The sequence below is a fragment of the Pseudomonas solani genome (assembly GCF_026072635.1).
GTDB classification, from domain to species: domain Bacteria; phylum Pseudomonadota; class Gammaproteobacteria; order Pseudomonadales; family Pseudomonadaceae; genus Metapseudomonas; species Metapseudomonas solani.
On record NZ_AP023081.1, the window covers coordinates 5,879,954 to 5,892,671 of the forward strand.

13 protein-coding genes and 1 pseudogene are annotated in these 12,718 nt (G+C 67.8%); 8 read left to right on the forward strand and 6 right to left on the reverse strand.

Translation table 11 applies throughout. The annotated features are described in order from the left end of the window. Positions 1 to 4: 4 nt before the first annotated feature. The 6 genes from PSm6_RS26545 (at position 5) to PSm6_RS26570 (ending at position 5,341) form a co-directional block, all read left to right on the forward strand. Positions 5 to 430, forward strand: coding sequence for an STAS domain-containing protein (locus PSm6_RS26545; protein ID WP_021221030.1), 426 nt, complete (start codon positions 5 to 7; stop codon positions 428 to 430). After that, positions 390 to 788, forward strand: coding sequence for an anti-sigma regulatory factor (locus PSm6_RS26550; protein ID WP_021221031.1), 399 nt, complete (start codon positions 390 to 392; stop codon positions 786 to 788). The genes PSm6_RS26545 and PSm6_RS26550 overlap by 41 nt, the downstream gene beginning before the upstream one ends. Next, positions 779 to 1,762, forward strand: coding sequence for an ATP-binding protein (locus PSm6_RS26555; protein WP_031288319.1), 984 nt, complete (start codon positions 779 to 781; stop codon positions 1,760 to 1,762). Before PSm6_RS26550 ends, PSm6_RS26555 begins: the two co-directional genes overlap by 10 nt. Continuing rightward, positions 1,755 to 3,512: an ATP-binding protein gene (locus PSm6_RS26560; protein ID WP_265168737.1), complete on the forward strand. Its 1,758-nt coding sequence runs from the start codon at positions 1,755 to 1,757 to the stop codon at positions 3,510 to 3,512. The genes PSm6_RS26555 and PSm6_RS26560 overlap by 8 nt, the downstream gene beginning before the upstream one ends. Then, complete coding sequence (locus tag PSm6_RS26565; RefSeq protein WP_031288321.1) at positions 3,502 to 4,617, forward strand: ATP-binding response regulator; 1,116 nt, start codon at positions 3,502 to 3,504, stop codon at positions 4,615 to 4,617. The genes PSm6_RS26560 and PSm6_RS26565 overlap by 11 nt, the downstream gene beginning before the upstream one ends. A 262-nt stretch (positions 4,618 to 4,879) precedes the next feature. Continuing rightward, positions 4,880 to 5,341, forward strand: coding sequence for a hypothetical protein (locus PSm6_RS26570; RefSeq protein WP_043246938.1), 462 nt, complete (start codon positions 4,880 to 4,882; stop codon positions 5,339 to 5,341). Positions 5,342 to 5,545: 204 nt separating this feature from the next. Here PSm6_RS26570 and PSm6_RS26575 read toward each other — a convergent pair whose 3' ends face one another. The 6 genes and pseudogenes from PSm6_RS26575 to PSm6_RS26600 form a co-directional block, all read right to left on the reverse strand. After that, on the reverse strand, positions 5,546 to 6,673 hold the full coding sequence (locus PSm6_RS26575; RefSeq protein ID WP_021221036.1) for an acyl-CoA dehydrogenase family protein: 1,128 nt from the start codon (positions 6,671 to 6,673) through the stop codon (positions 5,546 to 5,548). A gap of 11 nt (positions 6,674 to 6,684) precedes the next feature. Next, positions 6,685 to 7,878, reverse strand: a complete 1,194-nt coding sequence (locus tag PSm6_RS26580; RefSeq protein WP_021221037.1) for an acetyl-CoA C-acyltransferase — start codon at positions 7,876 to 7,878, stop codon at positions 6,685 to 6,687. Between the two features lie 10 nt (positions 7,879 to 7,888). After that, positions 7,889 to 8,655, reverse strand: a pseudogene (locus PSm6_RS26585) (3-hydroxyacyl-CoA dehydrogenase). Between the two features lie 19 nt (positions 8,656 to 8,674). Next, on the reverse strand, positions 8,675 to 10,312 hold the full coding sequence (locus PSm6_RS26590; RefSeq protein WP_021221039.1) for an AMP-binding protein: 1,638 nt from the start codon (positions 10,310 to 10,312) through the stop codon (positions 8,675 to 8,677). Between the two features lie 118 nt (positions 10,313 to 10,430). Beyond that, a complete protein-coding gene (locus PSm6_RS26595) occupies positions 10,431 to 11,465 on the reverse strand; it encodes an AraC family transcriptional regulator (RefSeq protein WP_021221040.1) in 1,035 nt (344 codons plus the stop codon). Positions 11,466 to 11,600: 135 nt separating this feature from the next. Beyond that, positions 11,601 to 11,957: a VOC family protein gene (locus tag PSm6_RS26600; RefSeq protein ID WP_031288322.1), complete on the reverse strand. Its 357-nt coding sequence runs from the start codon at positions 11,955 to 11,957 to the stop codon at positions 11,601 to 11,603. 123 nt (positions 11,958 to 12,080) lie between these two features. Here PSm6_RS26600 and PSm6_RS26605 point away from each other — a divergent pair, with 123 nt between their 5' ends. Together PSm6_RS26605 and PSm6_RS26610 are read left to right on the forward strand one after the other, a co-directional pair. Beyond that, complete coding sequence (locus PSm6_RS26605) at positions 12,081 to 12,458, forward strand: hypothetical protein (protein WP_021221042.1); 378 nt, start codon at positions 12,081 to 12,083, stop codon at positions 12,456 to 12,458. Then, complete coding sequence (locus PSm6_RS26610) at positions 12,455 to 12,652, forward strand: helix-turn-helix transcriptional regulator (protein ID WP_021221043.1); 198 nt, start codon at positions 12,455 to 12,457, stop codon at positions 12,650 to 12,652. Before PSm6_RS26605 ends, PSm6_RS26610 begins: the two co-directional genes overlap by 4 nt. Positions 12,653 to 12,718 lie beyond the last annotated feature (66 nt).

Genomic DNA, 12,718 nt, shown 5'->3' on the forward strand with positions numbered 1-12,718 from the left:
CACCATGGTGGACAGAATCCCGATCCTGAAGATGGGCAAATACCTCATGCTGACCATCCAGGTGGACATGCATGACCAGCTCGCCCTGGACCTCCAGGAAGACCTCACCGAACAGATCGTGCGGCACAAGGCCAAGGGCGTACTGATCGATATCTCCTCCCTGGAAATCGTCGACTCCTTCATCGGCCGAATGCTTTCCCACATCGCCAACGTTTCCCGCATCCTCGACGCCAAGGTCATTGTCGTCGGCATGCAGCCCGCCGTGGCCATCACCCTGGTGGAGCTGGGCCTCTCGCTGGAGGGCATCGCCACTGCGCTGAATGTCGAGAAAGGCATGCGCTGGCTGGAAAAAACCGTGGCTGACGACGACCTGATCCTGGAGCAAGAGCGTGACGAAGACCGAAACGCTTCCGCTGAAGCAGGAGACTGACATCGTCGTCATCCGCCAACGCGTGCGCAAAGCCGCTGAGGAAGCCAGGCTCGGCCTGATATCCCAGACCAAGGTGGTGACGGCCGCCAGCGAGATCGCACGTAACGCCCTGATCTACGGCGGCGGTGGCGAATGCGTGATCGAGAGCTGCCTGCGCGACGGCCGCGCGGCGGTGCGCCTGAGCATCAGCGACCAGGGCCCCGGCATCGCCGACTTGGAGCGCGCCATGGTGGATGGCTACACCTCCGGCGGCGGGCTCGGCCTGGGCCTCAGCGGTGCGCGGCGCCTGGTGGACGAGTTCGCCATCGACACCCGTCCCGGCGAAGGCACGCGGGTGGAGCTGTGGAAATGGAAATGATCCCCAGCTGCCACCTGCTGCTCGAGGTGTCCGACAGCGCCCATGTGGATGCCGTGCGCCGCACCGTGGTGCGCCACGCCAGCCAGCTGACCGGCGATGAAACCCTGCTCGGTCGCCTCACCGTGGTGGTGCAGGAAATGGCCCGCAACCTGATCAACCACGCCGGCCAGGGCGAGCTGCTGTTCCGCTGCGACGAAGCCGGCCTCGAAGTCACCGCGGTGGACCGTGGCCCCGGCATGACCAACGTGGCCCAGTGCCTGAGCGACAACTACTCCACCACCGGCACCATGGGCGCCGGCCTCGGTGCCATCCAGCGCATGTCCGATGGCTTCGACCTGTTCTCCCAGCCGGGTCTCGGTACCGTGGTGCAGGCCCGCTTCCACCTGGGCCAGCGCCCGGCCGCTGGCGCCCTGCAGGTGGGCGCCGTGTGCACGCCCTACCCCGGCGAGACCCTCAGCGGCGACGCCTGGGCCGTGCTCGGCAACCGCGTGCTGGTCTGCGACGGCCTGGGTCATGGCCATGCCGCCAGCACTGCCAGCCAGAAGGCGCGCGAGGTGTTTCTCGGCCATGACCCGCACATCCCCCTGCAGGCACTGATGGAGCAGTTGCACCGCGCCTTGATGTCCACCCGGGGCGGTGCCGCTGCCATCGCCGAGGTCCAGCCCGCGCAACGCCAGGTGCAGTTCTGCGGCATCGGCAACATCGCCGGCAGCCTGCTCACCGACAAGGCCCGCAGCATGGCATCGAGCAATGGAACGGTCGGCTACCGCATCGGTCGTATCCATACCTTCAGTTATCCCTGGGATGACAGCTCGATCATGATCCTCGCCTCGGACGGCATCAGCACCAAACTCGACCTCAACGCCTATCCTGGCCTGCGCGTTCGTCACCCGGGGGTGATCGCCGCGCTCATCCACCGCGATCACAAGCGCCTCAACGACGATGCGACAGTGGTGGTGGTGAAGAATGGCTAGCGACAAACGCCGCATCACCAGTGTCAGCATCATCAACGAAGTGGACGTGGTCAGCTGCCGCCAGAGCGCCAAGCAGATCGCCGCCTGGCTGGGGCTTTCGCCCCTGGAACAGATCCGCCTGGCCACCTCGGTCTCCGAGCTGGCACGCAATGTCTATCAATACGCCGGCAGCGGGGTATTCAACTTCGACCTGCGCCTCGACAGCCGTGGCCTGGTCAAGGGCATCTGCTTCGATGCGCTGGACAAGGGCGGCGGCATCCCTCACATCGACCGCATCCTCGATGGCAGCTACGTGTCGCCCACCGGCATGGGCGTCGGCCTGCGCGGGGCCCAGCGGTTGATGGACGAGTTCCAGATCGACACCTCGCCCAGCGGCACCCACATCCGCGCCTGCAAGGCCGTGCACCCGCCCCGGCCCCTGCCGGACGAGCATTCGATCCAGCAGATCCGCCGCCAGCTGCAAGCCGAAGGCGCCGCCGACCCCTACGTGGAGCTCCAGGTGCGCGGCTCCGAACTGCTGCTGACCACCGCCGAACTGCAGGGCAAGCAGCAGGAGCTGGAAGCCACCAACCTCGAGCTGGAAAACACCAACAAGGGCGTGGTGGCGCTTTATTCGGAGCTGGAGAAGGCCTCCTCCGAGCTGAAGGATGCCAGCGAGGCGCGCAGCCGCTTCTTCTCCAACATGACCCACGAATTCCGCACGCCGATCAACATCATCGAGAACATCTCCAAGCTGTTGCTCAGTGGCGTGGACGGCACCCTCAACACCGAGCAGCACAAGCAGATGCGCTTCATCGCCGACGCTGCGAGTGACCTGTCGCAGCTGGTCAACGAACTGCTGGACCTGGCCGAGACCGAGTCCGGGCGCATGGAAGTGGTGCCCGAGCGCTTCCAGCTGAGCGACTTCCTCGACCAGTTGCGCCAGTTCACCGGTGCTCTGGCCATGCGCTACCCGGAGCTGACCTGGGAGATTGCCGAGCCCGCCTTCGACCTGCCCCTGGACACGGACCGCAACCGCCTGTTCCAGATCATGCGCAACCTGATCAGCAACGCCTTCAAGTACACCCCCAGGGGCAGCGTCACATTGCGCTGCTTCCAGCCCGACGAAGACAACCTGGAGTTCGTCGTGGAAGACACCGGCCTCGGCATCTCGGTGGAGAACCAGTCACGCATCTTCGAAGAGTTCGCCCGCATCCGCGCGCCCGGCATGCAGGTCCACGGCAACGGCCTGGGCCTGCCCCTGGCGCTGCGCCTGGCCAACCTGCTCAAGGGCGACATCCACCTCAGCAGCGAGCCGGGGCGCGGCAGCCGCTTCCACGCCCTGGTGGCGCGCGAGTACAACCAGCGCCAGCCGGTGCTGGCCAGCCTGGCCGGCACCACCATCCTGGTCATCGACGACAGCCCGGCCGACCGCTACCTGATCAGCCACCTGCTGCAGCCCTACGAGCCGGTGATCATCGAGGCCGAGAACGCCAGCTCCAGCATCGACAAGCTGCATGCCGTGCGCCCGGACATCATCATCCTCGATCTCGACCTGCCGGACATTTCCGGCGAGGACCTGCTGGAAAGCATGGACTGGAGCATGCACTCACGGGTGCTGGTCAACACCGCCAAGCAGATGAATGACGACGAACGCGCCCTCCTCGGCAGCCGCTGCCAGGCGATCCTCAACAAGTCCCATCCCAACCATGCCGAGACGCTCCTGCACCATGTGCAGCGCCTGGCAGGGAGATATCACGATGCGAACTAGGCGAATCCTCATCATCGACGACATGGATGCCAATCGTTACGTGCTGCGCAAGATCCTCGGCGCCGAGCCCCACTACGAGGTGCTCGAAGCCGCCAACGGCGCCGACGGCCTGGCGCACCTGGAAAGCGGCGTGGACCTGGTGATCCTCGACATCAACCTGCCGGACATGAGCGGCTTCGAGCTGATCCAGAAGGCCGAGCAGCGGCTCGGCCACGGCAAGCTGCCGGCGATCATCAACATCTCCGCCACCTTCATGAGCGGCAAGGACAAGGCGATGGGGCTCAACACCGGTGCCCGAGCCTATCTGACCCACCCGATCAACCCCGACGAAATGCTCGCCACCATCGCCAGCTTGATGAAATCGGACATCAAGCTCGAACACGTCGAGAAGCAGCGCGAGGTGGCCGAGGCGCAAAGCGAGCACCTGCGGGCGGAGAAGATCATGCTCGAGCGCTTCATGCGCTCCTTCAGCCACGACCTGCGCTCGCCCCTGGCCGCCGCCGTGATGGTGGCCGGGCTGATGCAGAAGAACCCCGCGCGGCGCACCGAAGAGATGATCACCTTGCTGGAGGACAACCTCCGGCGCATCGACAAGATGGTCGCCAACATCCTCGACATCTCCCATGTCAGCATGGGCGGCGGCATCCGCCTGATCGGTGAGCAGATGCCCCTGGCCCACTTGCTGGAGGAAGCCGTGGCCAACCTGCGCCTGCAGGTGGAGAACCCGCTCGACCTCCAGGCAGAGGGCGCGGACCAGATGGTGTTCTGGGACAAGCTGGCCTTCTTGCGCATCTTCGACAACCTGGTGCTCAACGCCGCCAAACATGGCGATGCGGGCACGCCAATCGAAGTGTCGCAGCACATGGAAAATGACCAGGTGGTGTTCGAGGTCAGCAACCTGGGCGCCTTCCCCGAGGAAGTGCTGACCAACCTCGCCACCCCGTATTTCATTTCCACCAAGAGCGAAACCAAGAGCTGGGGCCTGGGCCTGCCCATCGTCAAGGCGCTCTGCGAGAGCTATGGCGGCGGCGTCTCCTTCGCCAACCAGGACGGCTACGCACGCGTGCGCCTTAGCCTGCCGGCGGCCCTGGTCAGCCCCGCCTGAGCCCGCGAGGGGCGCCGACCCGGCCCCCTCGTTGCTTCCCCCGCACGTTCCCGCTTTCTCACATTCGAGAAAGACCCCGCCTACCGCGTATCATTCTTGAGCCCCTACAAAGCCCCTCGCTAGAGTCCTGAGCTCATGGCCCCGCCATGATCGTCGCTCACCCGGCACGCCGGGAAATCCACCTGTCGCGAGGACCTTGCCATGCACCCTGTACCACCCGCAGCAGCCTCACATCGTCTCGCCCGACACGAGGACAAGCGCCGTGCCTGACATCCGGTACTTTCCCCGCCCGCACTTCGACGTACTCACGCGCGACGCCCGCGCCCCGCATCTCTACCTGTTCGAAGCCCCTACCCAGGCCTCGGCCAGCGCACACGACAGTGAGGAGATACACGTGATGGAAGACCCCTTGCAGTTCCCCCGGCTCGAAGACTTCTCCGAGTACGTACTCGATGTTCGCCCCGACTCGCCCTGCGCCAGTTGCTACGCGCTGGGCAACTACCGCCTGGTGCAGGCCACGCACCTGATCCAGCGCATCCGCGACGAGTCCGACTACTGCGAGTACAGCCACAGGGCCGTGCGCCAGGAGAAACTGCTCTCCGGCCTGGAGGCCCTGCTGCTGGACGCCTACCTGATGTTCCGGCGCTCCGGTCTGGCCGAGCCGGAGGAACGGCGAGGCGAGCCGCCCTACGATTGCGGGGAAGAGCACCCCGCCTACCGCTGAACCCGGGAGGCCTTCGGGCCTCCCTCCCGCCGTTTCGTTTGAGCCTGGAAAGCCACGCCATCAGGACGTGGTCCATCGGTTCTGCCTGCGAAGATTCAAACCGAGGACGGATGAACACGTGCCGTAGGGTGTGCCGTGCGCACCGCCGCACGGTGCTTCCGGCGAACTCCAGGTGCGCGCAGCACACCCTACGTCCGGGCGCCCTTACAGGCTCCGCGCGATGACCATGCGCTGCACGTCGCTGGTGCCTTCGTAGATCTGGCACACGCGCACATCGCGGTAGATGCGCTCCACCGGGAAGTCCTTCAGGTAGCCGTAGCCGCCCAGCGTCTGGATCGCCGCCGAGCAGACCTTCTCGGCCATTTCCGAGGCGAACAGCTTGGCCATGGACGCCTCGGTCAGGCAGGGCAGCCCCGCCTCCCGCAGCGCCGCGGCGTGGTGCACCATCTGCCGCGCCACGGCGATCTGCGTGGCCATGTCGGCCAGGCGGAAAGCCACTGCCTGGTGCTCGATGATCGGCTTGCCGAAGGTGCGGCGCTCATGGCTGTAGTCGCGCGCCGCTTCGAAGGCCGCCCGGGCCATACCCACCGATTGCGCGGCGATGCCGATGCGCCCGCCCTCCAGATTGGACAGGGCGATGCGGTAGCCCTCGCCCTCCCCGCCCAGGCGCAGGCTGGCCGGGATGCGCACCCCGTCGAGCTGGATCTGGCAGGTATCGGAGGCATGCTGGCCGAGCTTCTCCTCCACTCGCAGCACCTGGTAGCCGGGCGTGTCTGTGGGCACGATGAAGGCGCTGATGCCCTTCTTGCCGGCGGCCGGGTCGGTCACCGCGAAGACGATGACCATCCCCGCGTGGCTGCCCGAGGTGATGAACTGCTTGGCACCGTCCAGCACGTAGTGGTCGCCATCACGGCGCGCGCGGGTGCGCAGGTCGCTGGCGTCGGAGCCCGCCTGGGGTTCGGTGAGGGCGAAGGCGCCGATCATCGAGCCTTCGGCCAGCGGGCGCAGGAAGCGGCGCTTCTGCGCCTCGTCGCCGAACTTGAGAATCGGCATGCAGCCCACCGAGTTGTGCACGCTCATGATGGTGGAGCAGGCACCGTCGCCGGCGGCGATCTCCTCCAGGGCCATGGCATAGGCCAGGTGCCCGGTGGCGGCACCGCCCCACTCCTCCGGCACCAGCATGCCGAGGAAGCCCAGCTGGGCCATCTCGCGCAATGCCTCGGCCGGGAAGCGGTGTTCGCGGTCCCAGTCGGCGGCGAAGGGCTTGAGCCGCTCCTGGGCGAACTGGCGGGCGACGTCACGTATCTGCAGGTCTTGTTCGGACGGAATCATCGGGTTCTCCTTCAGTCCAGGCGCTCGATGGCCACGGCCGTGGCTTCGCCGCCGCCGATGCACACCGAGGCCACGCCACGCTTGAGGCCGTACTGGCTCAGCGCGCCCAGCAGGGTCACCAGCACCCGCGCACCGGATGCGCCGATGGGGTGGCCCAGGGCGCAGGCGCCGCCGTGCACGTTGAGGCGCTCATGGGCGATGCCCAGGTCGTGCATGGCCACCATGGGCACCACGGCGAAGGCCTCGTTGATCTCGAACAGGTCCACATCGCCGAGGTTCCAGCCGGTGCGTGCCAGCAGGCGCTGGATCGAGCCCACCGGCGCGGTGGTGAACAGCCCCGGCGCCTGGGCGAAGGACGCATGGCCGGCGATCCGCGCCAGGGGCGCGAGGCCGCGCTTGTCCGCCTCCGACAGGCGCATCAGCAGCAGCGCCGCCGCGCCATCGGAAATCGAGCTGGAGTTGGCCGCGGTGACGCTGCCGCCCTCGCGGAATGCCGGCTTCAGGGTGGGGATCTTGTCCAGCCGTGCCTTGGGCGGCTGCTCGTCGGCCTCGATGCTGCGCAGCTCACGCCCGGCCCGCGCCTGCACCGCCACCGTCTCGGCAGCGAAGCGGCCTTCGGTCAGGGCCTTCTGCGCGCGGGTGAGGGATTCGATGGCGAAGGCGTCCTGCTGCTCGCGGGTGAAGCCGTAGGACTGGGCGCAATCCTCGGCGAAGGTGCCCATCAGGCGGCCCTTGTCGTAGGCGTCCTCCAGGCCGTCGAGGAACATATGGTCGAGTACCTTGCCATGGCCCATGCGGTAGCCGGAACGCGCGCGCTCCAGCAGGTAGGGCGCGTTGGACATGCTCTCCATGCCGCCGGCTATCACCACATCGGCACTGCCGGCCGCCAGCAGGTCATGCCCAAGCATCGCCGCCTTCATGCCGGAGCCGCACATCTTGTTCACCGTCGAGCACACCACGCCCTGGGGCAGCCCGGCACCCAGTGCCGCCTGGCGCGCGGGAGCCTGGCCCTGGCCGGCCTGCAGCACGCAGCCCATCAGCACCTCGTCCACCGCGTCGGCGGCCAGGCCGGCGCGCGCCAGGGCAGCGGCGATGGCGGCGGCGCCCAGCTCGGCGGCGGTCATCTCGCGCAGGTCACCGAGAAAGCCGCCCATGGGCGTGCGGGCGGCACTGACGATCACGATGGGGTCGATCTTCGCGTTCATGACGGGCTCCTTATTTCGCGGCCATGCGCAGCGCGCCATCCAGGCGGATGACCTCGCCGTTGAGCATGGGGTTGCCGATGATGTGAGCGGCCAGGGCGGCGTACTCGTCCGGGCGCCCCAGGCGCGGCGGGAAGGGCACGTCGGCGGCCAGGGAATCGCGCACCTCCTGGGCATGCCGGCCATCATCGGCGTCTCGAAGATGCCGGGGGCGATGCACATCACGCGGATGCCGGAGCGCGCCAGGTCCCGCGCCAGCGGCAGGGTCATGGCGGCGACGCCGCCCTTGGAGGCGGAATAGGCGGCCTGGCCCATCTGCCCGTCGAAGGCGGCCACCGAGGCGGTGTTGATCGCCACCCCACGCTCGCCCTCCTCGTTCGGCTCGTTGCCGGCCATGGCTTCGGCGGCCAGGCGCAGCATGTTGAAGCTGCCGATCAGGTTGACCTCCACCACCCGGCGGAAGCTCTCCAGCCCGTGCACGCCCTTGCGCCCCAGCACCTTCTCGGCGGGGGCGATGCCGGCGCAGTTGACCAGGCCGTGCAGCGCGCCGAAGGCTTCGATTGCGGCGGCAACGGCCGCCTGGGCTTCGTCTTCACGGGTGATGTCGGCGCGCTGGAAGCGTGCGTTGTCGCCCAGTTCGGCGGCGCGGGCGGCACCGGCTTCGGCGTTGATGTCCACCAGCAGCACCCGGGCGCCTTGCTGCAGCAGGGTGCGGGCGGTGGCCAGGCCGAGGCCGGAGCCGCCACCGGTGATCAGGAAGGTTCTGTTTTCTATCTGCACGTCTAGGGCTCCTTGGTGGTCAGTGGGCGGCACGCGCCTGGGCGCTGGCGATTTCCTGGTTGCGCAACAGGAAGCGCTGGATCTTGCCGCTGGGTGTCTTGGGCAGTTCCGCGACGAACTCGATCTCGCGGGGGTAGGCATGGGCGGACAGGCGCTTGCGCACATGCTGCTGCAGGGCCTCCGCCAGGCCTGCATCAGCGGCATGGCCGGGCTTGAGCACGACGAAGGCCTTGACCAGCTCGGTGCGCTCCGGGCACGGCTTGCCGATCACTGCCGCCTCGACCACGGCCGGGTGCTCGATCAGCGCGCTCTCCACATCGAAGGGCCCGACCCGGTAGCCGGAGGTGGTGATCACATCGTCCGAGCGGCCGACGAAGGCGATGCTGCCGTCCGCGCTCAGCTCCACGGTGTCGCCGCTCAGGTAGTAGTCGCCGACGAACGCCTTGGTGGTGCCGCCCAGGTAGCCGGGGAACCAGAACAGCGGCGAGCGGGCGCGGTCGATGGCAAGGATGCCCGGCTGCCCCGCCGGCAGCTCGCGATGGGCGTCGTCCAGCACCACCACGCGGTGGCCGGGCACGGCGAAACCGGCGGCGCCGATGCGCACCGGGTGCGCCAGCTCGTGGTGGTTGCACAGCACCATGCCCAGTTCGGTCTGGCCGTAATGGTCGTGGATGGGGGTGCCCAGGCCCTCGCCGAACCAGCGGATCACCTCCGGGGTCAGCGGCTCGCCGGCACTGCTCACCGCGCGCAGCCGGCCCTTGAGCTCCGGCTCCACCTGCTCCCGCGCCGCCAGCAGCAGGCGGAAGGCCGTGGGCGAGCCGGCCAGGTTGGTGATGCCCAGCTCGCGGATGATCCGGCAGGTGCTTTCGAGGCTGAAGCCACCCTCGTAAAAGGTGGTGGCGTGGCCCAGGGCCAGAGGGCCGGTCACTGCGTAGTAAAGCCCGTAGGCCCAGCCCGGGTCGGCCAGGTTCCAGAAGCGGTCGTCCTCGCGCAGGCCCACCGCATCGCGCATGTAGCCGACGAAGGCGAGGATCGCCCGCAGCGGCACCTGCAGCGCCTTGGGCAGCCCGGTGGTGCCCGAGGTGCACATCAGCAGGAACGGATCATCGGCACGGCGCAGCACCGGCTCGAAATCGTCGTCGTGCTGTGCCAGGGCATTCCAGAAGGCGCAGCCAGCCGGCTCGCTGCCACCGACCGTGAGGATCGCCGGCACCTGGGCCACTTCATCCAGCTTGGCGCGGTTGGCGGCGTCCACCACCACAAGGCGCGACTGGCCGCATTGCAGGCGGTGCTCGATGGCCTTGGGGCCGAAGGCGGTGAACAAGGGCTGGTAGACGGCGCCGATGCGCCAGGTGCCGAGGATGGTGACCAGCAACTCGGGCGTGCGCGGCAGCAGGCCGGAGACGCAATCCCCCGGGCCGATGCCCTGTTCGCGCAGGTAATGAGCGAAGCGTGCGCTGGCCTCCTTCAGCCGGGTGAAGGTCCAGTCCTCGCGGCGGCCGTCACGGCCTTCCCAAACCAGTGCCACGCGCCCCGGTTCGGCGTGGCGGTCACAGCATTCGATGCAGGCGTTGAGGGCGTCCGGCGTGCCCGCCAGGGTGCCGGCGAAAGCGTCGGCCAGGTCGAATCGGCGTGCAGCCTCGTGGTAGTCGCGCATGGACGGTGACTCCGCATTGTTCTTGTAGTGAGCGGAATCTTCGGACCGGCGTTGCCCAGGGGCAATGTCGAATGGCGCCAACCTGGGCGAGCGCTTTTGACAACGGCCAGTGGCCAGCTCAGCCCGACGGCGGGCTCGGCTGCATCAGCTCGCGGTACTGACCGGGCGTAGTGCCGGTCCATTTGCGGAAGGCCTTGTAGAAGGCGCTGGCGTCGGCGAAGCCCAGCTCGAAGGCCAGTTCGGCGAAATTGCCCTCGCCGCTGTCCAGGCGGGCGATGGCCAGGTCGCGGCGCACCTGGTCCTTGAGCGCCTGGTAGGACTGGTCTTCCAGGGCCAGCTTGCGACGCAGGGTCGAAGGCGCCATGTAGAAATGGCTGGAGAGCGCCTCCAGGTCCGGCCAGCGCTCGGGACGCAGGCTACGCAGGTAGGCACGAATGCGCGCCGCCAGGCTTTGCGGGTCGCGGTAACGCACCAGGATGTTGGCCGGCGCACCGCCGAGGAAGCGCTTGAGTTCGCGCTCGCCACGGCGCACCGGCAACGCCAGGCAGTCGGCATTGAACAACAGGCGCGTGCGCGGCCGGCCGAAGCGCAGGTTGTCGCTGAACATCACCCGGTAGTCCTCGATGTAGTCCGGCGCCGCGCAGCGCAGGTCGATGGCGAGGATGGCAATGCGCCGCCCGGCCAGCCAGCAGGCCAGGCCGTGGACGATCATCCACAGGGTGAAATAGGCGAAGGCGCGCTGGGACTCGCCCGGCGCCTCCTCCAGCACGATCTCCGCCATGCCGCCCTGGCGCACCAGGCGCGGCGACAGGCCATCGAACACCAGGCCGAGGAAGCCGAGGATGCCCTCCAGCGCATCCCCCAGGCTGGCTTCCTTCAAGGCCGCGCGGGCCATGAAGGCGAAGCTGCCGGACTTCATCCGCCGCGCGTTCATGCCGAAGAACTCATCGTCCATCCGCTGTGCCAGGCCCAGCCAGAGCCGCGCGTATTGCTGCGTGGAGACCCGCCCATAGGGCCGCTCCAGCGCCTCGGCGGCGATCTCGGCGTGCAGCAGCAGCGGCTGCGCATCGAGGCCACGGGCACGCAGCTCCTGCAGGGCCTCGCGGACCAGCTGGACGGAAATGGTGCCTTTTTCGGTGAGGGTGCCGGTCATGGTTCCCTGGCGCGTGCAGTGGGGAGGCCGATTGTAGAGCGATCACGTCGAGGCGCGCAGCCCGGATGTAGCCCGGGCTTCAGCCCGGGGGCACCACACCCACCCGAGCCCCCGCATCCGTGCAAACGCGGCCCGCTACAGGTGCTCCAGCACATTCAGCAGGCGCCCCGCCGGGTCCCGCACGAAGAAGCGCCGCACGCCCCAGGGCTCATCGCTCAGCGGGTAGGCGATCTCGGCGCCCAGGGCCTCGGCCCGGCGGTGCACCTCCGCCACATCGTCCACCTCGACCGAGAGCTCCGGCACCGGCGTGCCCGAGCCGCCTTCGCTGGCCAGGCCCAGCTGCGGGCGCATGCGCACGTCCTCCGGGGAGGCCAGGGTGACGATCCAGCCATGGTCCATCACCACATCGAGGTCCAGCAGGCGGCGGTAGAAATCCGCCAGCGCGGCGGGATCGAGGGTGGCGAAATTGGCGACCAGGCGCAGCACCTTCATGGCATCGGGCTCCTTGTTGAAGACCGCAGCAGCATAGCTGTGCACGAATCGATGTAAAGCGTCCTTGACTCAAAAAAGCGCGCCGCATAATGTAAAGCACGCTTTCCATCCGAGGATTCCATCATGTCCCCACGCAAACGCTTCGCCCTGGAGTTCGGCCTCTCCATGACCCTCTATGTCGTCACGGTGGTGGTCACCTCCCTCTTCCTGGGCGACCTGCAGCCAGGCGTCGGCAAGACCCTGCTCGCCGTGCTGCCGGTGATCCCCCTGGTGGCAGTGGCCATCGCCGTGCTGCGGCAGTTGCGCCAGCTTGACGAGATGGGCCGGATGATCCAGCTCGAAGCCCTCGGCATCGCCTTCCTCGGCACCGCGCTGATCACCTTCTCCTACGGCTTCCTGGAAACCGCCGGCTTCCCACGCCTGTCGATGTTCATGGTATGGAGCCTGATGGGCCCGCTCTGGGCCCTGGGCGCCTTCATCGGCACGAGGCGCTACCGTTGATCAACCGCGTACGCGAACTGCGCACCGCGGCGGGCTGGTCCCAGGCCGAGCTGGCCGGGCACCTGGGGGTTTCACGGCAGACGGTGAACGCCATCGAAACCGGTCGCTACGACCCCAGCCTGCCCCTGGCATTCCGCATCGCCAGGGTCTTCACCCTGCCCATCGAGGCCATCTTCGACGCCCCCGAAGACTGACCCGCGCCAACCGGACACAGGGCCGCACCGTGACAGCGGCGGCCCCCACCCCCTATTCTTGCGCCC